26 protein-coding genes are annotated in these 22,914 nt (G+C 55.3%); 11 read left to right on the plus strand and 15 right to left on the minus strand.

Annotated features, from left to right (window positions below):
* The first annotated feature begins 56 nt into the window (after window positions 1-56).
* The gene (locus ACYQ04_RS03515) at window positions 57-506 is read left to right on the plus strand and encodes a hypothetical protein (protein ID WP_460129803.1); all 450 of its coding nucleotides are present in this window, start codon (window positions 57-59) and stop codon (window positions 504-506) included.
* Between the two features lie 14 nt (window positions 507-520).
* Window positions 521-757: a hypothetical protein gene (locus tag ACYQ04_RS03520; RefSeq protein ID WP_460127402.1), complete on the plus strand. Its 237-nt coding sequence runs from the start codon at window positions 521-523 to the stop codon at window positions 755-757.
* 19 nt (window positions 758-776) lie between these two features.
* Here the strand turns inward: ACYQ04_RS03520 and ACYQ04_RS03525 are convergent, their stop codons facing one another.
* From ACYQ04_RS03525 to ACYQ04_RS03550, 6 genes are all read right to left on the minus strand, one after another.
* Window positions 777-1,451 carry a segregation/condensation protein A gene (locus ACYQ04_RS03525; protein ID WP_460127403.1) on the minus strand — a complete coding sequence of 225 codons (675 nt, stop codon included), beginning with the start codon at window positions 1,449-1,451 and terminating at the stop codon, window positions 777-779.
* Between the two features lie 2 nt (window positions 1,452-1,453).
* Window positions 1,454-5,020, minus strand: coding sequence for a chromosome segregation protein SMC (smc, locus tag ACYQ04_RS03530; protein ID WP_460127405.1), 3,567 nt, complete (start codon window positions 5,018-5,020; stop codon window positions 1,454-1,456).
* Between the two features lie 44 nt (window positions 5,021-5,064).
* Complete coding sequence (locus tag ACYQ04_RS03535) at window positions 5,065-5,421, minus strand: DUF835 domain-containing protein (RefSeq protein ID WP_460127407.1); 357 nt, start codon at window positions 5,419-5,421, stop codon at window positions 5,065-5,067.
* Window positions 5,422-5,649: 228 nt separating this feature from the next.
* Window positions 5,650-6,048 carry a methylmalonyl-CoA epimerase gene (gene mce, locus ACYQ04_RS03540; RefSeq protein ID WP_460127409.1) on the minus strand — a complete coding sequence of 133 codons (399 nt, stop codon included), beginning with the start codon at window positions 6,046-6,048 and terminating at the stop codon, window positions 5,650-5,652.
* Between the two features lie 4 nt (window positions 6,049-6,052).
* Window positions 6,053-7,018, minus strand: a complete 966-nt coding sequence (meaB, locus tag ACYQ04_RS03545; protein WP_460129805.1) for a methylmalonyl Co-A mutase-associated GTPase MeaB — start codon at window positions 7,016-7,018, stop codon at window positions 6,053-6,055.
* Window positions 7,019-7,058: 40 nt separating this feature from the next.
* Window positions 7,059-7,487 (minus strand): cobalamin B12-binding domain-containing protein, encoded by a 429-nt coding sequence (locus ACYQ04_RS03550; RefSeq protein ID WP_460129807.1) that lies wholly within the window; start codon window positions 7,485-7,487, stop codon window positions 7,059-7,061.
* A 120-nt stretch (window positions 7,488-7,607) separates the two neighbouring features.
* Here ACYQ04_RS03550 and ACYQ04_RS03555 point away from each other — a divergent pair, with 120 nt between their 5' ends.
* The gene (locus tag ACYQ04_RS03555) at window positions 7,608-8,255 is read left to right on the plus strand and encodes a PHP domain-containing protein (protein WP_460127411.1); all 648 of its coding nucleotides are present in this window, start codon (window positions 7,608-7,610) and stop codon (window positions 8,253-8,255) included.
* Window positions 8,256-8,668: 413 nt separating this feature from the next.
* On the opposite strand, the gene ACYQ04_RS03560 is transcribed toward ACYQ04_RS03555, so the two are convergent.
* A complete protein-coding gene (locus ACYQ04_RS03560) occupies window positions 8,669-9,514 on the minus strand; it encodes a M55 family metallopeptidase (RefSeq protein ID WP_460129808.1) in 846 nt (281 codons plus the stop codon).
* A gap of 143 nt (window positions 9,515-9,657) precedes the next feature.
* Here ACYQ04_RS03560 and ACYQ04_RS03565 point away from each other — a divergent pair, with 143 nt between their 5' ends.
* Window positions 9,658-9,897 carry a hypothetical protein gene (locus tag ACYQ04_RS03565; RefSeq protein WP_460127412.1) on the plus strand — a complete coding sequence of 80 codons (240 nt, stop codon included), beginning with the start codon at window positions 9,658-9,660 and terminating at the stop codon, window positions 9,895-9,897.
* A gap of 6 nt (window positions 9,898-9,903) precedes the next feature.
* On the opposite strand, the gene ACYQ04_RS03570 is transcribed toward ACYQ04_RS03565, so the two are convergent.
* From ACYQ04_RS03570 to ACYQ04_RS03580, 3 genes are all read right to left on the minus strand, one after another.
* Window positions 9,904-11,094: a magnesium transporter gene (locus ACYQ04_RS03570; RefSeq protein ID WP_460129810.1), complete on the minus strand. Its 1,191-nt coding sequence runs from the start codon at window positions 11,092-11,094 to the stop codon at window positions 9,904-9,906.
* Window positions 11,095-11,242: 148 nt separating this feature from the next.
* Complete coding sequence (locus tag ACYQ04_RS03575) at window positions 11,243-12,001, minus strand: phosphoglycerol geranylgeranyltransferase (RefSeq protein ID WP_460129811.1); 759 nt, start codon at window positions 11,999-12,001, stop codon at window positions 11,243-11,245.
* A 1-nt stretch (window position 12,002) separates the two neighbouring features.
* A complete protein-coding gene (locus ACYQ04_RS03580; RefSeq protein ID WP_460127415.1) occupies window positions 12,003-12,440 on the minus strand; it encodes a GIY-YIG nuclease family protein in 438 nt (145 codons plus the stop codon).
* Between the two features lie 58 nt (window positions 12,441-12,498).
* Between ACYQ04_RS03580 and ACYQ04_RS03585 the strand changes: the two genes are divergently transcribed.
* Together ACYQ04_RS03585 and trmY are read left to right on the plus strand one after the other, a co-directional pair.
* Window positions 12,499-12,882 (plus strand): DUF2095 family protein, encoded by a 384-nt coding sequence (locus ACYQ04_RS03585; RefSeq protein WP_460127416.1) that lies wholly within the window; start codon window positions 12,499-12,501, stop codon window positions 12,880-12,882.
* A gap of 1 nt (window position 12,883) precedes the next feature.
* Entirely contained in the window at window positions 12,884-13,489 is a 606-nt protein-coding gene (gene trmY / locus ACYQ04_RS03590) for a tRNA (pseudouridine(54)-N(1))-methyltransferase TrmY (RefSeq protein WP_460127418.1), read from the plus strand.
* Here the strand turns inward: trmY and ACYQ04_RS03595 are convergent.
* Complete coding sequence (locus tag ACYQ04_RS03595; RefSeq protein ID WP_342764497.1) at window positions 13,473-13,919, minus strand: single- stranded DNA-binding family protein; 447 nt, start codon at window positions 13,917-13,919, stop codon at window positions 13,473-13,475. The two genes, trmY and ACYQ04_RS03595, sit on opposite strands and share 17 nt — an antisense overlap.
* A 57-nt stretch (window positions 13,920-13,976) precedes the next feature.
* On the opposite strand from ACYQ04_RS03595, the gene ACYQ04_RS03600 reads away from it, so the two are divergent.
* A complete protein-coding gene (locus ACYQ04_RS03600; protein ID WP_167913656.1) occupies window positions 13,977-14,648 on the plus strand; it encodes an adenylate kinase in 672 nt (223 codons plus the stop codon).
* Here the strand turns inward: ACYQ04_RS03600 and ACYQ04_RS03605 are convergent.
* Window positions 14,614-15,357 carry a hypothetical protein gene (locus ACYQ04_RS03605; RefSeq protein ID WP_460127420.1) on the minus strand — a complete coding sequence of 248 codons (744 nt, stop codon included), beginning with the start codon at window positions 15,355-15,357 and terminating at the stop codon, window positions 14,614-14,616. The two genes, ACYQ04_RS03600 and ACYQ04_RS03605, sit on opposite strands and share 35 nt — an antisense overlap.
* Before the next feature lie 72 nt (window positions 15,358-15,429).
* On the opposite strand from ACYQ04_RS03605, the gene ACYQ04_RS03610 reads away from it, so the two are divergent.
* The 3 genes from ACYQ04_RS03610 to ACYQ04_RS03620 are packed head-to-tail and all read left to right on the plus strand — an operon-like array spanning window position 15,430 to window position 16,681.
* A complete protein-coding gene (locus tag ACYQ04_RS03610) occupies window positions 15,430-15,711 on the plus strand; it encodes a ubiquitin-like small modifier protein 1 (RefSeq protein WP_167913654.1) in 282 nt (93 codons plus the stop codon).
* Window positions 15,711-15,992, plus strand: coding sequence for an MTH1187 family thiamine-binding protein (locus ACYQ04_RS03615; protein WP_460127421.1), 282 nt, complete (start codon window positions 15,711-15,713; stop codon window positions 15,990-15,992). Before ACYQ04_RS03610 ends, ACYQ04_RS03615 begins: the two co-directional genes overlap by 1 nt.
* Window positions 15,992-16,681 (plus strand): class I SAM-dependent methyltransferase, encoded by a 690-nt coding sequence (locus tag ACYQ04_RS03620; RefSeq protein ID WP_460127422.1) that lies wholly within the window; start codon window positions 15,992-15,994, stop codon window positions 16,679-16,681. The genes ACYQ04_RS03615 and ACYQ04_RS03620 overlap by 1 nt, the downstream gene beginning before the upstream one ends.
* On the opposite strand, the gene ACYQ04_RS03625 is transcribed toward ACYQ04_RS03620, so the two are convergent.
* Window positions 16,657-19,617 (minus strand): peptide transporter, encoded by a 2,961-nt coding sequence (locus tag ACYQ04_RS03625; RefSeq protein WP_460127424.1) that lies wholly within the window; start codon window positions 19,615-19,617, stop codon window positions 16,657-16,659. The genes ACYQ04_RS03620 and ACYQ04_RS03625 overlap by 25 nt on opposite strands.
* A 10-nt stretch (window positions 19,618-19,627) precedes the next feature.
* Window positions 19,628-21,436 (minus strand): glutamine--fructose-6-phosphate transaminase (isomerizing), encoded by a 1,809-nt coding sequence (gene glmS / locus ACYQ04_RS03630; RefSeq protein ID WP_460127425.1) that lies wholly within the window; start codon window positions 21,434-21,436, stop codon window positions 19,628-19,630.
* Window positions 21,437-21,556: 120 nt separating this feature from the next.
* Here glmS and ACYQ04_RS03635 point away from each other — a divergent pair, with 120 nt between their 5' ends.
* Complete coding sequence (locus ACYQ04_RS03635; RefSeq protein WP_460127427.1) at window positions 21,557-21,751, plus strand: PCNA-inhibitor; 195 nt, start codon at window positions 21,557-21,559, stop codon at window positions 21,749-21,751.
* Here the strand turns inward: ACYQ04_RS03635 and ACYQ04_RS03640 are convergent.
* Window positions 21,746-22,897: a methyltransferase domain-containing protein gene (locus ACYQ04_RS03640; protein WP_460127429.1), complete on the minus strand. Its 1,152-nt coding sequence runs from the start codon at window positions 22,895-22,897 to the stop codon at window positions 21,746-21,748. The genes ACYQ04_RS03635 and ACYQ04_RS03640 overlap by 6 nt on opposite strands.
* Between the last annotated feature and the right edge of the window lie 17 nt (window positions 22,898-22,914).

Consider the following 22,914-nt stretch of genomic DNA (forward strand, 5'->3'; position numbering starts at 1 on the left):
GTAGGTGCCTATGCAGGTGCGCAGTGGCTTTTTCAACAGGGGGCGGAGGTGTGAACATGCTCCTGACGAGGCACGCCGAGGAAAGGCTCGTGAAGAGGCTGGCAAAGAGGAGGAAGCTTGAGCGGGTCTACTCGGAACTCTGGGCGTTCCTCGACCGCTCGCGGAGGATTGACGTCAACGAGCGCGTTGTAATCTTCACCGACGGTAGGAAGAGCCTCGTCTGTGCCAGGCTCGACTGCGAGAGGCTTCCTCTGGAGGAGATTAAAGAGCGCGTTGAGGGCCTGAAAGGGACTTACCGGTGCGTCTTTTCGGATAAGAGGCTCGCGAGGGAAACATCCCCAATCAAGTTCCTTTCTGAGATTCCTGATGGTGTTTACTGCTTCTACATCAACAGGGAAAAGCGAAGCCTCTACATAGGGAGAGAGGAGCCTTTACTCGCGATAACGCTGAGACCAGCGAAAAGAAGGGAGCGGGAAAAGGTTAACAGGGAATCGAGTGAAACTTAGTTGGGTGAAGGGGATTGAGCATCGGGAGCGATGCATCGTTTCGAAAGGTTGAGGTTCCAATCCCTCCAGAGTTCAAAACCTTGGCGCGAATCAGGGGCGTTTCTGAGGAACGCTTAGTTAGGGCTGTCCAGCGGTTTCTCGTCCTTGAGGCGATATCCATGAATTCCGAACTCGAGCTCCGAGATGCAATGGAGCTTTCAAAGAAATTGCTGAAAGGGAAATTTGGGTTATGGCCCCCGTGGAGTTTCTGAAGTGGATAAAGGAAAGGGTCTAGCTCCCGCTCTTTGCGGTCTCAACCATCGGCACGACCAGTATCTCCCCAAAGGGCTCCTCCTGAACGAGGTCGACCTTGCCCATATTGGCTAAAAACAGCAGGTAGAGGAAGGTCCTCGCGATGACCTTGGGCGTGTTGTCAAAGACCAAATCCCAGAACTTTATGGGCTTCCTCGTTTCCTCGTAGAGCTTTCTGACTATCTCGTAGAGCCTGTTGACATGCTTCTCGATGTCAACGCGGAAGTCGTCAACTACGAAAATCTCCTCATCAATCTCCTCACGCTTCCTCTTCCTCGGCTTCCTCCTCTCGGCTTCCTCAAGCGCGTCCATCAGCGCCTCAAGGAGGTCATCAAAGGTGTAGTAGCGCTCCACCCTCCTGAGTGGAGGCGCTAAGGGCTCAACCTCGACGCGAATCCTCTCTTCCTCTTCTTCCTCCTCGTTCTCCTCTCCCTCGTAGAGCAGAGCCTCGCTCTTCATTCTGACGAGGATTGAAGCCGCCAAGATTGCCCTCGCCGAAACGCGGAGGTCGAGCTCCTTCATCTCCCTGAGCCTTTGAATGTACTTCTCGGTCAGATCAACGATGTCGATGTTCCACGGGTCAACGCGCCCCATCTGGACGAGTTGGAGCAGTATGTCAATCGGGGTGATTTCCTCTTCCCTTCTCGATTCCATCGTCAGCCCTCCAGACGGCCGAACATCTCCCTGTGCTCCTCGTCGCTTCTCCGCCTGATTTCCTCGAGGATTTTTCTGGCCTTCTCGAGGCTGAGCGAGACGACCTTTGAGACGCCGTTCCTCATCGTTACTCCGATAATCCTGTCCGCGTTGGCCATCATGACGTCGCGGTGAGTTATTATAATGAACTGGCTCTCCTGCGAGGCTTCCTTAATCAAATCCGCCACGCGCTTGACGTTGGCATCGTCGAGGTGGGCATCTATCTCGTCGAGGAGGTAGAATGGCGCTGGTTTGTAGCGCTGTATCGCGAAGACGAAGGCGAGCGCTATTATCGCCTTCTCGCCACCGCTCATCGCCTCAATCCTCTTCACGTCCTTGCCGGCCGGCTTCGCCTCAATCTCAAGGCCGCCCGCGAACGGGTCCTCTGGATTCTCAAGGATTAGTTTGGCCTCGCCTCCCGGCGAGAGCTTGGCAAAGAGCTCCGAGAAGTTCTTAGCTATGGCCTCGAGCGTCTGCAGGAACACCTGCTTCTTCTGGCCCTCTATTTCCTCTATGAACTCCTCTATGCTCTCCTTCTCGGCCAGAACCTGCTCGCGCTTGCTCTTGAGCTCGAGGTATCTCCTCTCAACGACCTCGAAGTCCTCGATGGCCTTCATGTTAACCGGCTCGAGGGCGCGTATCTCTTCCTCCATGCGCTCAATCTCTTCCCTTAGGGCCTCAAGCTCTAGCGGGATTTCCTTTATCGACTTAATCAGCTTCGCGTCGAAGTGCTTGAGCTCGGCCCTCTTTTCCTTGAGCGTCGTCTCGGCCTGCGCGAGCTTTATCTTGAGGGTGTTGACCTCTATCCTGAGCTCCTGGAGCTTCGAGCTCAGCTCGTCCTTCTCCTTCCTCAGCTCGGCTATCTCCTTCTTCAGCCTCTCGCGCCTCTCGCGGAGCTCCTTTAGTTCGTCCTTTACGTTCTCCTCGGCCTTCTTCAGCTCCTCGAGCTCGGCCTCGAACTTCTTTATGGCCTCCTCGTTCTCCTTTATGTTGGCCTGGAGGGCGTTTATTCTGTTGATTAAGCCCTCGATTTCCTCCTCAAGGTCGGCCTTCCTCGGGAGGAGTTCCTCGTTTATCCTGCTCTCAAGGCTCTCGAGCTTGCTCTCAACCCTGCTGAGCTCCTCCTTGAGCTTCGCAATCTGACCCTCAACCTCCCTAATCCTCGCGTTTAATTCTCTCGCCTCGGGGTTGTCGAGGGCCTTCCTGAGCTTCTCCCTCTTCTTCTCGAGCCTCTCAATCCTTCCGCGGAGCTTCGCCATCTCGCCCTTTGCCTCTTCGATTTTCGCGGTGAGGGTCTCTATGAGCGTCTCGCTCTCCTCGATTTCCTCTCTGAGCGATTTGTCCTCAGCCAAAAGTCTCTCAAGGTCGCGCTGGAGAACCTGTAAATCCTTTGACAGCTCGCTCTTCCTCATGCGGAGCTCGAAGAGCGTGTTCTCGATGCCTTTCCTCTCGGCCTTCAGCGAGTTTACCTCCGCCTCGAGTGCCTCCTTCTCGCGCTCAAGCCTCTCCACCTTCGCTTTAATCTCATCAACGTTGACCCCGAGCCTGCCCCTCGGCCTGTAGTGGCCACCGGTTATTGCCCCGCTCCTCTCGAGCAGTTCACCTCCGAGGGTTACCATTCTGACCTTCCCTATGCCGACGCTTCTAGCTTCGCTCATGTCCTCGACGATGAGGGTGTCGCCGAGGGCGTACGCTACCGCGTTCCTGAAGCGCGGGTCGTAGCTCACAACGTCCATGGCGGGGATTCCGAGGGACGGCCTCTCGCGCATCGAGCGGGGCTTTATCTTGTTGAGCGGGAGGAAGGTTAGCCTTCCGAGCTTTTTCTCCTTGAGGAGTTTTATGGCCTTTTCAGCAACGCGGTCGTCCTCCACAACCACGTTATTGTAGTTCCCTCCGAGGGCCACCTCGACCGCCAGGGCGTATCTTCCGTCCTTAACGGTTATCAGCTCGCCGAGCGTGCCGTACAAACCGGGAATGTTGCTCCTTTTTAGGAACTCCACAGCCCTGTTTCCGCGGACTTCCCTCTGCGCCTCGGCTTTTATGAGCTCCTCCTTGGCCGTTGCAAGCTCGGGCTCGAGCTTCCTGAGCTTCTTTGTCTTCTCCTCGAGTTCCTTCTCAAGCTTCCTGAGCTTCGCTTCCGCCTTCGAGAGCTTTCCTTCGACTTCCGAAAGCTCGGAACGCTTCTCTTCGAGGGCCTTCTTCGTTTCTTCAATCCTCTCGCGGAGGGCGTTTCTCTTAAGGTTGGCCTGCGTTATCCTTGCCTTCGCCCTCTCGATTTCCTCGGTGAACTTCTCAATCTCGCTCTCCTTCATATAGAGGCCTTTCTTAGCCTTCTCGAGCTCCTCGACGACCCTGTCGAACTCCTCCCTGGCTAAAGAATAGCGCCTGTCAATCTCGCCGAGCTTCACGACGAGCTCGTTCCTGCTCGCCTCGAGGGTTTTTATGTCGGCCAGGAGCTTCTCTCTCCTCTTCGACCAGCGCTTTATCGCGTTCCTGCTCTTCTCTATCTCCTCTCCGATTCTCTTGAGCTCGTCCTTGGCCTTCTTCAGCCTCCGCTGGCTCTCCTCGATTTCCCGGTTGGCGTTCTCGATGTTCCTCCTCGCCATCTCAATCTTCGACTTTACCTCGCTTATTTTTCTCGTGACCTCGAGTATTCCGTCCTCGCTCTTCTCCTCGAGTTCCCTTTCGACTTCGGCGAGCTCTTTCTCCTTTGCGACTATCTCCTTGGCGATTTCCTTCAGCTTCGCGTTCAGGGCCTCGACCTCGGCCTCTATCTCCTTATCTCTCGCGCTCTCGTCCTCTATAAGCCGTTCAAGCTTCTTTATCTCGCCGAGGAGGAGAGTGACTCTGGCCCTCTCAACACGCTCCTTCAGGTCGAGGTAGCGAAGGGCGTCGTTGCGCTCCTTCTCAAGCTTGTCGAGCTGGGCCTTAACTTCCCTTATAAGCAAATCAACGCGTGCGAGGTTTTCTTCGGCCTGTTTGAGCTCCTTCAGGGCCCTCTCCTTCTTGGCGTCGTATTCGGCTATTCCCGAGATGTCGTCTATGATGAGCCTCCTCTCGGTGGGAGACATCTTGATGAACTTCGTTATGTCCCCCTGGAGGACGATGTTGTAACCCTCGGGCGAAATCATCGCCGCGCTCAGGAGGTCTATTATCTCGCTCCTCGTGGCTCGCTTTCCGTTGAGCCAGTAAGTGCTCCTGCCGTCCTTGTAAACGCGCCTCTTGATTACAACTTCGTCCTCGTCAACAGGGAAGCCCCTGTCCTCGTTGTTGAAGTACATCGCAACTTCGGCGTACTTGGCTGGAGGTTCACTCTTCGAGCCAGCGAAGATTAGGTCGCTTATCCTGCTGGCTCGCATTGCCTTGGCTGAAAGGCCCCCGAGAACGAAGAGAACAGCGTCACCGATGTTGCTCTTTCCAGAACCGTTGGCCCCAACGATTGCGGTGAATCCCTTTGCGAGCGGAACGACGACCTTTTTGTTACCGTAGGATTTGAAGCCCTTCATTTCTATCTTCTCAATGTAAGGCATAGCTCACACCTAAGTGGAGAAGGGGAAAGGATGATATATAAACCTCACTCAACGATTCTCTTCAGCATTGCGAGGACCCGCTCATCAATGCCATCGCTGACGGTGACGTAGAAGTTTGAGTTGGAAAGAAGGGTCATGTCCCTAAGCTTTCCTACGAAGCGGAGGGTCCTCTCAAGCCCGTTTTCGAGCAGGAGATATTCAAAGGCATCGAGGATTACGTTCCTGGCGCCTTTGGAGAGGGAGTCCCAGACCCTCTGCTCTATGACGTAGAGGTTTGTGGGTTCAACCGCCTGGGGATGCCTAACCCGGGTGACCCAGATGTGAATAACGTTCGAATCGGAAACCTCTCCAGGCATCTTTCTCGTTATGAGTACCTTCTCATCCGGGATTGACCTTAACACCGTGGAAAGTCGGCGGTAGTCGAGAACCGTTTGAAGTCCGCCCCTACTTTTACCCCTCAGGAACATGGGGCATCACTTCTCGATGTACATTGGAACTCATAGGAACATTAAAGCAAATCTGATGGCACTTCTGATAATCTCCTTATAAATGTTACTGGTGACCCCAATAACAACATTATATGATAGTGCAAAAGAAAAAAGACGCTCTCAAGTCATCAGGGGATTTTATCATCTCCTCTCACAGAGTTCGAGAAGCACACCGGTTACGGCCTTCGGGTGGACGAAGGCTATCTTGGCCCCTCCGGCACCTATCCTCGGCTCCTCGTCTATGAGGCGGTAGCCCTTCTCCTTGAGCTCCTTGAGATGCTCCTCGATGTCTGTAACGCCGAGGGCGATGTGGTGTATTCCCTCACCGCGCTTGGCTATGAACTTCGCTATCGGCGAGTCCTCGGCCGTGGGTTCCAAAAGCTCAATCCTGCTCTCGCCGATGTGGATTATTGCCGTCCTAACCTTCTGGTCTGGCACTTCCTCGATTTCCTCAACTTTCAGGCCAAGGCCCTCCCAGACCTTTACCGCCTCCTCAAGGTTCTTAACGGCTATACCAACGTGGTCTATCTTCTTGAACATGGGATCACCTCCAGATGTCCTCCTTAAGCTTCTCCATCACGATTTGAGATGCCGAATAGGGGTCGAGCTTCCTCTCAACGACCTCCTCGATGAGCTCCTTCGCCTCTCCCTTCGCGAGCCTCTCCTCCACCTTGCTCGCTATCGTCGAGGCGATAATCGTCTTCACTTCCTCCCTCGCGCGGAAGGCCCTCCTCTCCCTCAACCTTCCGCTCTCCTCCATGTGCTTCCTGTGCCTCTTTATCGCCTCCCAGAGGGGCCTGACGCCCTTGAGGGTGAAGGCTGTGGTCTCGACTACCGGGGGCTCCCAGCCGATTTGCTTCCACTTCTCCCTCTCGAACTCGAGTGCCATCTTGAGCTCGAGGTAGACCATCTCAACGCCTTCCCTGTCGGCCTTGTTGATGGCGAATATGTCTGCAACCTCCATGAGGCCGGCTTTAATGGCCTGAACCTCGTCGCCGAGGCCCGGAACGGTTACGAGAACGACGGTATCCGCGGTTTTGACGATGTCAACCTCAATCTGCCCGACCCCAACGGTTTCGACGAATATCAGGTCGTAGCCTGAAGCGTCCAGAACCTTAACCGCGTCGTTAGTAGCTTTCGCCAGACCGCCGAGGGAACCGCGTGTCGCCATGCTCCTGATGAAGACCCCGGGGTCGGTCGAGTGCCTCTGCATCCTCAGCCTGTCGCCGAGCAGTGCACCCCCGGTGAAGGGCGACGTCGGGTCTATCGCTATGACACCGACCCTATGCCCCTCGTCCCTGGCAAGCTTGATGAGTTTGTCGAGAAGGGTTGACTTTCCCGAGCCGGGGGGTCCGGTTATACCGACGACGTAGGCCTTCCCCGTGTGGGGATAAATCCTCCGTATTATCTCCCTTGCCTTTTCCTCGTCGTTTTCAACGAGGGTTATCAGCCTTGCTATGGCCTTCTTATCGCCCGATAGTGCCGACTGAATGAGGGACTCGAGCGTCATTTTCATCACTGGAGAAATTATCCAGAGGGAGAATATAAAGTTAAGCCTTGAAGCGCTTGAGGTTCTCGACGGCCCTGTCAACGAACTCTATCACCGTTCTCAGGGGCGTTCCCGGGCCAAAGACCTCCGCGACGCCCACCTTCTTCAGCTCCTCCGCGTCGTCGGGCGGGATTATTCCGCCGGCGAAGATTACGACGTCCTCGTTCGGCTTTATGCCCCTCTCCTCAAGGAGCTTGATAATCTTCGGAATAAGGACCATGTGGGCACCGGAGAGAATGCTTATCCCAAGGACGGCGGCATCTTCCTGAATAACCGTCTCGACTATCTGCTCGGGGGTCTGCCTGATTCCCGTGTAGATAACCTCGTATCCTGCTTCCTTCAGGGCTCTCGCCACAACCTTGGCTCCCCTGTCGTGACCGTCAAGACCGGGCTTCGCTATGACGACGCGAACCTTTGAGCGCTCGACCATTGACACCACCGGGTAGGGTTTCTTTCTTGTCGTATTTAAAGGTTGTCAAAACTCAAGGTTTAGCTTTACGTTGGATTTTTTGTCCACAAGCTTTTTTAAAGCCCCAGAATAGCCCTGAACATGCTTCACGATTCGCACACTCACACGCTCCACTCGGACGGCCTCGGAGAGGTCTTTGAGAACATCGCGGAGGCCGAGCGGAAGGGTCTCTCGCTCGTCGCGATAACGGACCACAGTCACTACCTCCTGCGGGGCAACTTCAACGCTTACCTGAGCGAGATAAGGCGCTGGAGCGAGGATAGCGAGATAACGGTTCTGGCCGGAATCGAGGGCAATATAACTCCCAACGGCGTTGACGTGCCGGACTGGATAGCTAAAAAGCTCGATTTCGTGATAGCGAGCGTTCACGAGTGGGTTGATAGACCAGAGCAGTACGTCGAGCTCGTCAGGGTCGCCCTCCTCGATGAGAACGTCGATGTAATAGGCCACTTCGGGGCGAGCTTCCCCTACATAGGTTACCCTTCATGGGAGGACCTCCTTGAACTCATCGCCCTCGCCGAGGAAAGGGGAAAGGCCTTTGAGATAAGCTCCCGCTACCGTGTTCCGGATTTGGAGTTCGTGAGGGAGTGCATAAAGAGGGGCGTTAAGCTGACCTTCGCCAGCGACGCCCACAGGCCGGAGAAGGTTGGAAACGTCGGCTGGAGCTTGGCGGTCTTCCGAAAATCCGGCGGAGAGATTGAGGATTTGCTCTTTGCTCCCTACCTGTGATTCCGGCCAATGAGGAAGAGCCCAGCGGACCAATTGGTAGGGTGCGGGGGAGGATTCCGAGGCCGTGCACAAGGTTTTGAAGATGAAAGTGAGACCCCACGAAAAGACGGAGGGTTTATTTTCATGCCGGCTTGGAAAAGGTGTTTAGCTTGGAACGCGCCTGGAGGGCGTTAATGAAGGAAACACGCTTAAAACTGGCAAGTTTGAGAGTAAAACCCTTATGAAACAATCCATTCAAAAGGCATGCCCACTTTGATGAAACTTTTCATCAAGAAAAGTTTCCCGCCAGCGCTTTCGTCAGAAAGGGCTGTGACTGTGCCCCCGGGGAGCGAAGGGGACTCACGGCTCGCCGAGGCGCTCATCCCCCGCGGTTTCCCGGGGGCGGCTTAAGTTACGGACTTCCGCTTAAATCGTTAGCGGTTCACTATCGAGCTGACTCCGGAGGCGGCGAGGATGAGGACCTCGAACGTCCTGTAGGCTTCCTCAACGTTCTTTGCCTCAAAGCGGACGGTCTTTCCGTCGAGCCTCTCGACGAAGGGCAGCAGTTCAGCGACCTCCGCGTAGGCGCTGTTGAGGAAGCGGAGCTTGACCTCGACCGGCCTCTCGGTTTTCAGTGGCCTAACTTCACCGCGCTCGACGCGCCTGAAGGCCTCAAGGGTTCCTTCGCGGAGGAGCCTCTTTATCCCCTCCATTCCTGGACTCACTGCCGAATACCTGCCGAGGCTCTCCTTCAGCGGAACGCCGACCGCCCAGGGGAGATGAGTCTTCACGTCCGTTTCTATCAGCACTTTGTCCCCGGCGACCATCGCCACAGGGATTCCCCACTCGCCGAGAAGGTAGGCGTTCAAAAGGGTCTCGCTGACCTCAACGCCGTTTATCTCAAGCCTGTCAACGGTCCCGCTGCTGTAGGTGTGGTCGAACGTAGCGTGGCCGGTTCCGGCCTTGGCGTGGTAGCCGAGGAAGATTGCGAAGTCCGAGCCCTTCGCCCCGGCGACCATGCTCAATGGCCTCGGAAAGCCCCGGACGAGCTTGATGTAGTCGGGAGTTTCGTCCACGAGGATGTTCACCATCGGGCCGTGGCTGTCCGCTATGACAATCTCATCAACCCCGAGCTCGTGATGGAGCGTCTCGGCGACGACCCTTACCACCTCGGTCGCTATCTTCCTCGCTTCCGCGTAGAGGGTGCCCTTCACGAAGAGGTGCTCCCTGCTGACGATATGAGGTAAACCCTCAAGGTCGAGAGAAATGAAGGCCCTCATGGCAATCACCAGAGGGATATAGAAGCGCTGAGATAAAAATCTACCGGACCCGTAATAACTCTTGGGAATATTCTCCTCAGAAACCGATAATCCCCGCTCATGAAAAAGGTTTTATAGGTCTTTTTTCAAAGAATAAAGCGGTGATGGATATGCAAATCCTTGAAGTTAACATGAGACTCCCCTACCGCGAGAGGGGGAACGTTTTGGGTCGTCTCCTTTCCAAGGTCTCTGGCAGGATTAAGGACATACACTTCCTTCCGCCCGACGCTACGGGCATGTCCGAGGTTAGGATGGAACTCGTTGGTGGTAAGGAGCTCATTCAGGAGTTCAGAAAAATTGTAAAGGATGGAAGGCTCTCGTTCAAGGTGCTTTCCGAAGCCTGATTCTTTTTACATTGCGCTCAGCGCCACCCAGACAAGGAACATTGTCCCTATGACGTCGCTGAGCGTCGTAACGACTGGAATCGCCACGTTGTCCGGGTCCCAGTTGTACTTGTCCGCCAGTATCGCTACGACGAGACCTATCAACATGGCCACCAAGATTACAACTGGAAAGCCGAGTACGAACTGCCAGAGGATTCTCGCGGGCCGGTGGATGTAGTGAATAACCACCCACATTGAGATGAGGTTCGTCAGATAGCCGATTATCGGCGCGAGGATTAGGAGGACTATGAAGTCGTAGAGCGTTTCCCTGCTCTTGACTGCTTCTACACCTTCAAGGTGGATTTTTGTTGAAACCCTCGCCGCTATTATCGAGCCGAAGTTTCCCATGCTGTCGTTCACACTCGGCCACATGACGCTGACGATGATTACCGCGTTGATGATTTTCTCGTAAGTGACGAGCAGGCCTCCGGTTACGGTTTCTATGAGCGCCATGGCTCCAATGACTGCCGCGAGCTCCCCAAAAGCTCGCTTGTGTTCGTGCCTGAATTTGGCTTTCAGAGCAAGCAATACGAGGATTCCAAGCATCGTAAAGGCCAAGATGTAGAACGGAATCGGATGGTGGAGATAGAGCAGGGCAAAGTAAACCATCGTTGGCATCGTTATAAGGTCCGCAAGCGAACTTATCAGCGGTGCGGCTATCAGGTCCGGGTCGTAGCCTCGCTTAAATGGAATTATCGTTATCGCCGCCGTACCGTAGCCGAGGATAACCCCTATGAAGATTGCAGACGCGATAACCATGAGGAGCACTATAACGTTCTGAATGAAGTTATGTATCAGAAACAGGCCGACGACCCAGAGAACTATCAGGGGAATCTTACTGCTGAGTATCGCCATAACTATCTGAGTAGTTACCTCGGGGTCTCGGATGCTCTCTATGAGACCGAGGTTGAGCTTGGTCGTGAAGCGGGACGCGAGGGCAGAGAAGATGTTGCCCCTCAGGTCCATAAGGCCGGGCATGATGAAGACCAGAATCGGGAAGTAGCTCATTATCGTGTTCCAGTTCTTACCAAGAACAGCGCCACCTACGAAGTCAAATATCAGGCACAGGAACAGGGCTGGGAACGACAGGAGAAACGCTTCCTTCAGTTTTCCTTTGAACGTGTGTGCGTGGCCTACTGCCATCTGCGCCACACTCATCCTCCTCACCCCTCATCGCTTTCACCTCCAGTCCTCTCATCTCTCCTTAACCTCCGCTGAGCTGTATTCTTGTCAGAAACCAGCTCGGCGGTTTTAGGCTGGCCGAAGGGATATAAAAAAGTTTTGGTGGGGTTACAGAAAACGCAACTCACCCCTTGATTCCCGAGTTGAGCTCTTCCAGCTTTGCCCTGGCGCCTTCGATGGAGCCGGCCTTTTCTATCGCCGTCCCTGTGACGATGATGTCGGCCCCGGCATCGACCGCTCTCCTCGCCTGCTCCCCCGTCCTTATGCCGCCGCCGACGATGAGGGGAACGTCTATGACCTTCCTAACGAGGGCAATCATCTCCGGCGGAACCGGCTGCGGCGCACCGCTCCCCGCTTCGAGGTAAACGAGGCGCATGCCGAGGTACTGGCCAGCCAAAGCGTAAGCGGCGGCAATCTTCGGCTTGTGCCGCGGTATAGGCTTCGCGTCGCCGACCCAGCCAACGGTCTCGCCGGGCTCGACTATCAGGTAGGCCATCGGAATTGGCTCTATCCCGTAGCGCTTGACGGTGAAGGCCCCCAAAGCCTGGGAGCCGGTTATGAAGAAGGGGTTCCTCGAGTTGAGGAGGCTCATGAAGAATATCGCGTCGGCGTACCTGCTTATGCCGCCGTGCGAGCCAGGAAAGAGGATTACTGGCAGGCTGGAGGATTCCTTTATCGCCTTAACGACGCTGTCGAGAACGTCCCCCTCGGCCCCGGTCGAGCCCCCGACCATTATCGCGTCAACCCCAATGCCTTCGCTCATCTCCGCTATCTTTCCTGCCGTTTCCGGCGAAACGTCGTCCGGGTCGAGGAGAACGAAGTGGAGCTTCTCCTTCTCCAGCTTCTCGTGAATGTAGCGCTCGACTTTGCCTATTTCCAACATTTCACTCACCCATCTGGTAGGTCTCATCTTCGCTTTTAACGATTTTCCAGCCCAGTCCAAGCTTATCGAGGATTCCCATCAGGGCTTCGTCCGGCTCGTCCTCAAAGCGGTAGAGGTTGGAGCTCACCTTAACATCGCCTGCACCGAAGCCCGGAATCGGCTCTCCAAACTTGGAAACCTCGCGAGAGAGTTCCTCCTCCAGCTTCACCTTGCTCGGGATAAGGTAAGCCCTGAGGAGCTCGGCCTCTTTGAGGAAGTAGTCAATGTGCCAGTGTAGCCTTTTCTCCCGCCGGAAGTGCCTCGCGACGCGCTTTTCGAGGGAGTTCATGGCCGAGCCGACGTAAACGTAGTAACCCGGCTTGAGCTCGAAGGTTTTCCCCTTCGTGCGAATCCTCTTCCCTTCATCGAGCCTGATAACGAGGAAGTATGAACCCTTCATGCCATCCCTTTCGGGGTGGGGTTTATAAGCCCACTGCCGTAACCCAATCGGTGTGCCTATGGACGGGGGGAAGAAAAAACCGGTTGACGACTTCGCGTGGCAGGAGTACGATAAAGAGGAGTTTGAGAAGCGCTTCCCTGCCCTCGCGAAGGAGCTTGAGGAAGGTGGGGTTCCGATAGAGGCCTTCCGGGCCGACGAGGAGGAGGGTGAGCGGGAGGCCGAGCCGAGGAGCTTTGCCGGCTACGAGCCGACGGTTATAGACTTCCTCCGGAGATGCGAGACCGACGAAGAGGCCTTGGAGATAATCAACTGGATGGAGAGCAGGGGCGAGATAACGCCCGAGATTGCGAAAGAACTGAGGATAACGCTCGCGAAGAAGGGAGTGAGGGCCTTCGGGCCGAAGAAGGAGTGGGGCTGGTACGAGAGGCACGGGAGGGGGTGAGTTGAGAACCTTCATAATCAAGGCCAACAAGGCCAGAACGAGCCCCGACTTCAAGCTGAGCGATTTACCCGGCACGAGCGGGAGGATAGACGTCCTCTGCAGGTTTCTAAACTCCGCTTTTCTGCTCTCGCACGGCTTCCGGAAAAATGTCCGTGTCTGGCTCCTCCTCTACGGTCCGCCGAATCCGCCGAAGGCGATACGCTTTGATGGGCCAAGGCTTAAGGTCCGCCTCAATCCCGACGAGAGGAGCACGGCGAAGCTCATAATGAAGGCGCTCAAGGCCGGTGAGGGACTGAAGGAGCCCGGGAAGGAGGTTGAGGTTTACCCCGGCCTCTACGTGAGCAACAGAACCTTTGAGGACGTTATCAGGTTGACGCTCAAGAATTCCACCCTCTACTACCTTCACGAGGAGGGCAGGCCGATAGAGAGGGTTTCCTTCAGGGGGAACGTCGCCTTTGTCCTCGGCGACCACGAGGGACTGAGCCGGGAGGACGAGGCATTCTTGGAGGGAATAGCGGAAAAGGTAAGCGTCGGGAAAAAGAGCTACCTCGCTTCCCACGTCGTTGCCTACGTCAACATCTTCCTTGACTCTATAGCTCTTCCCTGAGCTTGAGTGAGGTGTGCTCCTGCTTGAGCTCCTCAATCCTCTCGATTAGCTCGTCGCTGAGCTTCTTGAGGTTGAGGGCGACTTCTTCGATGGCCCTAATCTTCTCCTCGAGTTCCCTCTCGCGCTCCTCCACTTCCTCCATCGCCTTCGCGAGCCTCTCTTCCTCGCCTTTCCTGTAGACCTCAATCCTGAGTGAGTCGTAGTCCCAGACTATCGAGCCGTCCTTGATTTGGAACTCGACGGTAATCCTCACAACGTCCTCCTTCGAGACGTTGAGCCTCTGGAACTCCTCGAAAATCCTCTGGTTGAGTTCGGCCGAGGCACGGATAATCTCCTTGGGCTCGACTTTTTTCCTCGCCAGAGCGAATAGAACGCGCCTTACCTTGTGGGCGTAACCGCTCGCGCGGACGTAACCGGTGCTCAGCTTCACGGCCACCACCAAAAGTTTATTCAACTCGTGTGCATAAATGTTTAATGGTGGTGCGCGGTGAACATTCTGATTTTCGGCCCTCCCGGGAGCGGAAAGAGCACGCACTCCCACAGGATAGTGGAGCGCTACGGTCTGACGTATATTTCCTCGGGCGACCTGATACGAAAGGAGATAGAGCGCGGAACGCCGATAGGGAAGGAGATGGAGGCCTACCTGAGCAGAGGTGAACTGATTCCTGACACGATTGTGAACACGCTCATAATCTCCAAGTTGAGGCGCCAGAGGGAGAACTTCATCCTTGACGGCTATCCGAGGACCCCGGAGCAGGTTTTGGCCCTTGAGAGCTACCTATACGACCACGGGATAAGGCTTGACTTGGCCCTTGAGATTTTCATAGACCTTGAAACCAGCGTCGAGAGGATAAGCGGGAGGAGAATCTGTCCGAACTGTGGCGCGGTTTACCACGTCAAGCACAACCCGCCCAAAAAGCCCGGAATATGCGACGTCTGTGGCTCGGAGCTGATTCAGAGGAGGGACGACAGGCGCGAGGTCGTGGAGCGGAGGTACAGAATCTACACGAAGAACATGGAGCCGATAATAAAGTTCTACCGCAACAAGGGGATATACGTGAGGGTTGACGGCGATGGGAGCGTTGAGGAGGTTTGGAAGAGAATCCACCCGTTGCTCGACTACATCAGGGCGAGGGAGACTTACCTAAGGCCTCCATGAGCTTTCTGATTTCCTCATCCTTGGTGAGCATTTCAACTTCCTTCTCTATCTCCCTGGCCCTTCTCATCACCTGGGCAATGTTCCTGTCGCTCGGGTCGAGAACCTTAACTTGGATTGATAGGTCTTCGGGGAGGAGCGTTCTCGCGTAAACCCTGGCCTTGGTTTCAACGGCTTCACGCAGGGTTTCTTTCTCGGCTTCGCTCTTTTTTTCGGTGAGCCTAAGAACGACTGAAACAATCTTCGGGGTGACTAAGTCCGTGGTCACGGTTATTGATGAGAGGGAAACCCCCCAATCCTTTAAGGTTATCATTAAACCGCGGCCAAGCCGCCTGAGTGCGTCCTCCAGCTCGGGGGGCCCGCTGATTACGAGCTTGACCTCCCCCCTTTTGTGCGCTCTGGGAACTTCCTCCCTAACTTTCAGTGATTCGAGGGCAAAGGCAACCCCATAAAGCTTTCCAAAGGATGAGTTGGCTTCCTGGATGAGCTTCTCAACGATTCCCTGGATAACGGTTTCCATATCAACTATCCCCGCGAGGCTGTGCTGGACAACCTCCACTTCGAAGCTCAGAAAGAGAACCCTTCCTTCAGGTCTGATTTTAGCGTCAATCCTCTCAACGCTCGCACCGAGTGGTTCAACTGCCTCAACTATCCTCGATGCAAACAGCTTATCAACAATTGAGTAATATTCTCCGGGCTCCACGTTCAGCACTTTCTCGCCACCTTAGAATAGTAAGTGGAAATCGCTTTAAGGGTTTCCATCCACTAACCTTAGGTGTGTCTAATGAGGGTGAAGTTTTACGCGACGTTCCGCGAACTAATCGGAAGGAAGGAGATTGAGGTTCACGGCGTTAAAACAGTAAGGGAGCTCATAGACTACCTCGCCGAACACTACAGCCCCGAGATTAAAAAGGAACTCCTTGAGAGTCCCCGCGTCGGACCGAACAAGCCGATAGACGGCATGATCCTCGTGAACGGACACAACATCCTCCACCTGAAAGGCCTTGACACCGAACTCAAGGACGACGACGAGGTGCACATATTCCCGCCCGCCGGTGGTGGCTGATGGCCGTCGCGGAACTCTGCATCTTTCCCCTCGGGACGGGGAGCCCGAGCGTCGGCGAGTATCTAAAGCCCGTCCTCAGGGTAATCGAGGAGAGCGGGCTCAAATACCAGCTCTGCCCGATGGGGACGGTCGTTGAGGGCTCGATAGATGAAATCCTTGAGCTGGTGAAGAAGTGCCACGAGGCGATTTTGAAGGCCGGGGCGAAGCGCGTGGTCATAAGTCTCAGGATAGACGACAGGACCGACAAGGAGCTCACCATCGAGGGAAAGGTGAAGCTCTGATGGAGTACTTCGATAGGATAGCCCACCGCTACGACGACTGGTACAGAACGAAGACCGGCAGGTACGTTGACAGGACCGAGAAATGGCTCGTCTTCTCTATACTCCGGACGAAATTCGGCAGGGCTTTGGACCTCGGTTGCGGAACCGGCAACTACACGCTCGAGCTCAAAAGGCGGGGCTTCGACGTAATTGGCCTCGACGCGAGTGAGGAGATGCTCAAAATAGCACACTCAAAGGGTCTCGACTGCGTCAAAGGAGACGCTTACTCACTCCCCTTTCCCGATGAGAGCTTCGACCTCGTTCTCAGCGTCACGATGTTCGAGTTTATCCACGAGCCGGAGAATGTTTTAAGGGAAATCCATCGCGTTTTAAAGCCTGGAGGAGAGGTTCTAATCGGAACGATGAACGGGAGAAGTCTCTGGTTCTTTTTCAAGCGCCTCAAAAGCCTCTTCGTCGAGACAGCCTACCGCTACGCCCGCTTTTACACACCAAAGGAGCTCGAGGAGCTTCTCAAAAAGGTCGGCTTTACCAACGTCAAGAGCGCCGGGGTGATATTCTTCCCCTCCTTCTGGCCTTTCCTTGGTCTCGCGGAGAAGGTGGATAGAAAATGTCACAAAAAATGCAAAAGCTTTGGAGCCTTCATAGCGGTTAGAGGGGAGAAAGCTCAGCTCCCCTCCCAGAGAACGTAGGTCTTCTCCGTGATGAATATCGGCTCGATTCTCTCGCTGACGATGACGACCTTGTCGCCGTACTTCTTCTTGAGCTCGTTTATGTACTTGGTGAACAGGTCCGCCGGAACGCTTGCCCTTCCGGTTATTACGTTGTCGCCCTTCTTGACGCTCTTCAGGGTTTCAACTGGAATGTAGCCAACGATGTCCATGTGCGGCTCAAGGTAGAAGTTGGGCTTGTATATGTCCGTTCCGTTGGGGGCCACGTAGTAGTAGAGCATTCCCCTGAGGGTGAACTCGACGTTGGTGTAGCTCTTGTCGAAGGCCTCGGTGAGCTTGATGGTTCCACTCTGGCCGGGGGCGATGACCCAGCTCGGGTTCGCGAGCTTTCCGTTCACGTAGACGGGACCGTTTGTAACTCCCACAGGTCCGTCCTGGATGAGGAGGAAGCGGTACTTGGTGGCCTTCGGAACGTAGAGGTGTATCTCAACGGGAGTCTCGTTGAGGTGGTTGATGTAGACGTTCCTGGCCACGACCTTTCTCTCGATGAGCTTGGTCCCGTTGTATGCCTCGAAGATTATCGTTCCGTTCTTAACATCCCTGCCGAAGGCCGAAATCCAGAGCCTGAGCGTCTGGTTGCCCGTTGGAAGCTTTCCTCCTCCCGTGGTGCTGTAGAACGGCTCCCACGTTCCGTTCTGTAGGAAGTCCATCCTGTATATCGCGAAGGGCGTGAACTCGTAGACCATCACCGCGGGGTCGTAGACTCCCTCTCTCCGGAGGTAGCCGTTGTAGCCAGTGTAGACGAGTTTGAAGTTGGCGAAGAGCTTCTGGGCGTCCCACTCCTTGACTGAGAACGTCAGATGAAGGGCGAGCCTAACGTAGTTGCTGAAGGCAATCTTTTTGTAGGCGAGGATTCCAATGGGGTAAATCTTGTTGTTAGCGGTCCTGTACGGAACGACGTAGAGAACGTAGGGGGCGGTTGTACCCGTGGCCTTGTAAACTTTACCGTTCACCATGTCTATGGTCATGACGGGCTTTATGTACTGGTTGTTTCCAAGGTTAACATAGACGGTGTTGTTCTGGATTATGATGCTCGTATACGGGACGTAGCCGAACATCGCGGTTCCTTCACCGTGGCTTATCGCACCGCCGAGGTAGGCAATCGCGTTGAACTTTCCGAAGTCGCTCTGGCCGTCAAAGGGGTCGAGGAAAGTTATGACGTACTTGTCCTCCCAAGCCTCGAGGTCCACCTCGCCGGCGTTGTCGCTGTGGGAGAAGAACTTGGCTATTATGTACCTCCTGTCGTATGCGTGACCACCGTCGCTGACCGCCCTTCTATGGCTTAGGAGACTCGACTCTTCCCAGTAGCCGTAGTCCCACCAGCTCAGAACCGTTGCGTAGGGGCTGCTGTGGTCCCTGAGCCAGAACAGCGCATCGGTCCACGCTTCCGGAACGCTACCTGGCATCGAGGGGTTGATTCTGGAATACGCCCGCATCATGTTCTTCTGCTGGCTGTCCGCGTAGCTGGCCCCCACGTAGGGCAGCGGCAGGAAGAGCAGTATGAGGAAAACCGCGTAGAGCGCCTTCGTGCTTGCCTTCTCCTTCATGTTTTCGACGAAGACGAAGGCGAAACCTATTGCGACACCGGCGAGAATCGCAACGGGGGCAGACGCCTGGAACGTGAAACGTATCGCCCCGTGGAGCAGGTACATAACCGCGAGGTAGTACGTCAGTATGAAGAACTCCTTGTAGACTGTGTAGTCCCTTTCCGTGAACTTCTTGAGCATCCTTCCAATCATCACGGCGAGACCGCCTAAGGAGAGCACGAAGATTAGGCCGTCCTTAGACTTTACACTGAAGAACGAGGCAAGCTGTTTGAGGCTGGCGGCCTGGAGCTCCGCAACGGTCTGGTAGAGGGGAGTAGAGCGTGTTGCCTGACCGAGGAACCGGAGAAGGTCCCTTCCAAAGTATGCGTAGAACGCCAGGAATCCAAGGATTAGGATTCCAACGACGGTTCCAAGGCGGTGCTTCTTGTCGGAGTAGTTCAGGCCGAAGCGTTTTCCGTAGAGCATCACCGCTATGAGGACGCCGAGGGCAACGTAGAGCTCAATGGCAAAGACGAGGAAGCCACCGATTCCGACGAACCTGAGGTGAGCCATTACGTATCCTATGATGAGGGACGCCCCCAGTACAGGGTAGAGCTCCTTAACGAAGCGCCTGAGCTTTTCCATCTCCCCCAGTGTGAAGAGGGCCACCATGGTCAGGCCCGCCGTGGTCAGGAGGACCATTATGCCCAGCTGGCTTCCGTTCCAGACGCCCATGTAAATCGGGCTGAGAACCAAGAAGCCGATGAGTCCGCCTATCTTCCTCCAGTTCCAGGCCTTTTCGTCAAGGTAAACGAGCAGGAAGTAAACGGCGAAGAGGAAGAACATCATGAACGGCCCTTCACCACGGTTGTTTCCGGACATGGTTTTCGTTATGTTGGCGCTCATGAACATTATCAGCGCCGCTCCCCAGAAGCCCGCCCAGTTCGAGTGGAGCTTCCTGCCGACGAGGAAGACCGCTATGACTATCATCGCACCGACGAACGGCGGCCAAACCTTGAAGGCGTGGAGCTCGCTCCAGCCGAAGAGTGCGTGGGTTACCTTGTAGAACAGCGCTTGCATGGTGTAGAGGCCGAGGTAGCCACCGGCCTTTATGCCCATCGGGGGCTCGGCGTAGGCATAGTACTTTGGAATCCAGTGTGCTATGGCCTGGCGGTACATCTCAAAGTGGAAGAACGTATCCGGGTCGAGGAACGTCTTGTAGCTCGATGTGACTGCCCTTATCTTGTAGCCGACGTACGCGAAGAGCAGTACAATCAGGGGTATTGCGTACTCCCTGAAATAGACGTAAAACTTGGAGAGCTCGGGCTTTGAGCCCTTCCGCTTCCTCTTTTCTTTAACGTCCGTCTTCATTCACACCACCTCATTCAACCGTAACGGATTTGGCGAGGTTCCTCGGCTTGTCGGGGTCGTTGCCCCTCAGCACGGCAAGGTGATAAGCCAAAAGCTGGAGCGGGACGATGTAGGGAATCGGGGTCAGGATTTCATCAAGGTCTGGCATCCTTATGAAAGTGTCCGAGACCTCCTCCAGCCTCTCTGAGGAGCCCAGCGCTATGACGTGGGCGCCCCTCGCCTTCGCCTCCTCGATGTTGCCCAGCATCTTGTCGAAGGTCCTCCCGTTCGGCGCTATCGCCACGACCGGAACGCCGTCCTCAATCAGGGCCAACGGTCCGTGCTTAAGCTCGCCGGCGCTCAGTCCCTCGGCGTGGATGTAACTTATCTCCTTGAGCTTTAAAGCGCCTTCAAGGGCAGTCGGGAGGTCTATGCCCCTGCCTATGTAAAAGAAGTTCTGCTTGTCTTTCAGCTCCTCTGCCAGCTCCCTGAGCGGTTCGCTGAGGTTTAGAATGCCTTCAACAAGGTCTGGGACTCTCCTCAAGCCTTCCTCAAGTTCTTTGAGATGCTCCTCCTCGGCCGTTCCGAGGGTTCTGGCCAGCTCGATGGCGAGCATCGTGAGGACCGCGAGCTGGGTCGTGTATGTCTTCGTCGCCGCGACACCTATCTCGGGCCCCGCGTGGGTGTATAGAGTTAGATCGGCTATCCTCGTCGCCATACTGCCGACCACGTTGACTATAGCCAGAACCTTCGCTCCCTTCCGCTTCGCGAGCTTCATGGCTGCGAGGGTGTCGGCCGTTTCACCGCTCTGGGTTATCGCTATGACAAGGGAGTTCTCGTCAATTAAATCCTCGAACTCATAGCGGAACTCGCTCGCATCTTCGACTATTGGAACTTTCTTCGCCAGCCTCTGGAGGAGGTATTTGCCGGTGAGGGCCGCGTGATAAGAGGTCCCCATCGCGACGATGAAGATTTTGCTGTAGTTCGCTATCTCCCTTGCAACGTCGCGAATTACCTTCGCGTTCCCGTGGATGGCATCTCTGAGAACCCTCGGCTGTTCGAATATCTCCTTGAGCATGAAGTGTGGAAAACCTGCCTTCTCGGCCATCTCAAGCGTCCAGTCTATCGTCTTGACCTCCTTCTCGACTTCCTCACCGGTTTCGAGTCTCTTCACGACCCACGAGTCCTTCGTAACGACCGCGTATTCCATGTCGTCGAGGAAAACCACCTTGTTCGTGTACTCAAGGAAGGCCGGGACGTCGCTCGCCGCGAACATCTCTCCATCACCGATTCCGAGCACGAGGGGGCTCTCGTTCCTGACGAAGTAGAGTCTATCGGGCTCCCCCGTGTAGACGATTCCGAGGGCAAAGGAGCCTTTAAGCTTCAGGAGAGCCTTTCTCAGGGCTTCCTCAAAGTTCCCGCTCGATTTCAGCTCCTCCTCTATGAGGTGGGCGATAACCTCGGTATCGGTGTCGCTCTCGAAGGTGTGGCCTTTCTCGACCAGCTCCTTCTTCAGCTCGGCAAAGTTCTCGATTATGCCGTTGTGAACGAGGGCTATCTTCCCGGTGCAGTCCTTCTGGGGGTGAGCGTTAATATCATTCGGGACGCCGTGCGTTGCCCAGCGGGTGTGACCGACGCCACGATTCCCGGGCATGTCGAGGAGGTTTAGCCTTTCAACGACCTCATCAACGCTCCCGACGCCCTTTTTGATGTACAGCTTCCCGTTTTCCTCCGTTACAACACCAACCGAATCGTAACCGCGGTATTCGAGCCTCTTGAGCCCCTTGACGATTACCTCGCAGGCCCGTCGCTCGCCGATGTAGCCGATGATTCCGCACATGGCAACCACCCGCCTTTACTCTTTCCCCTGATAAACCCCGGAAGTTAAAAGCTTTCCTAAGAAGGTTGAACCAGGGAAAAAGCCTTTATACGACGGCTTCAATCTTCACCGGGTGGGCGAATGAACAGGAAGCTCGACGAGTTCCTAGCGGGGGCAAGGCCGAAGGCAAATCCTGAAGAAAAGCCGAAGAAGAGAAAGAAGCGCCTCAAATCGACGAGTCTCGAGGCTTTTCTGCCCGAGGAATACGTTAACTACTTCAAGGGGCTCAGAATAGGCTCGAAGAAGATTAGGAACGCGAGGATAGAGGAGCTATAGCGCCTCAGCTACAACCGCTTTCTCCCCGACCTTGAAGACGAAGGCCCTTCTCTCGCCCTTCAGGCCGGCCTCTATCTTCCGCCTTATCCGCCAGTACTCCCCCTGCGGGACGCTCATCTTCAGCGTCGCCCGTCCAAAGCCCTCTCTCTTCAAGAGGTCGTTAATCCTGACCGGATGGAAGGGCAAGACGGCAACGACTGAGTAGGTCCTCTTGAGGTAGGGACTCTTAATCGGCTCGTCGCCCGTAGCTAGAACGCGCCTCTTCTCGCGGAGGAGCATCTTTGCGTTGCCATCGAGCCTGTGGAACAGCTCGTTGAGCAAATCGGCGTAATCAACGGCCTGCGGAATCTCGTAGATGTACTGGCAGGGTGTTTCAGTCCACTCGACGATGTCCTCAAGGTTCGGGTCGCTCTCGAGCCTGACCCCTGCCGGAAGGATTACGGCGCTCCTCTCCGCTCTGGCGAGCGGCTCGGTGTAGAAGGTCAGCCTGTTCAGGTGGCCGTGCAAATCAATGTACTCGAACTCGCCCTTCCAGGGAACCCTCTCGCGCCTCATCTGGGGCGGGAGGTCGAATATGAACGCGTCGGTCTTGGCTTTGTAGGCGTTGTAGATTGCCAGCGGGCTTGGGAGCAAATCTTCAAGCCTTCTCTCGGGCATCTCCGGCGGTCTGGCCGGGTCTGAGAAGATTACCTCAGCATCGATTTTCTCCACGGTCTCCGGGGCCAGAGAGTCGGCGTTGATAAAATCGACGTTGGTAACGCCGTAGCGCTCGGCGTTCCTCCGGGCGAACTCTATCTTGAGCGGGTCTATGTCGATTCCATAGGCTTTCTCGACATTCATCGCGTAGAAGATGAGCTGGATTCCTATTCCGCAGGAGACGTCGGCGATGCTCCTGACTCCGAGCTCTTTCAGGCGCTCGGCGCGGTACTTCGCCACAACCTCATGGGTGGCGTAGCGAAGGCCTTCAAGGTCCATCCACAGGTCGTCGCGCGAGAACTTGTCTTTAGCCCTAATCCTCGCCCTCGCTATCTCGGCTATCAGCTCCCAGTCCTTTCCAAGCCTCGCGCGGAGCTTCTTCTCGTCGAAACCGCGCCTTATAAGCTCCATTGCCTCTCTGACTTTTTCCTCTGTGATTCCTTCGAGCATGTTCTCGCCTAAGGAGA

The organism is Thermococcus prieurii, assembly GCF_054657655.1.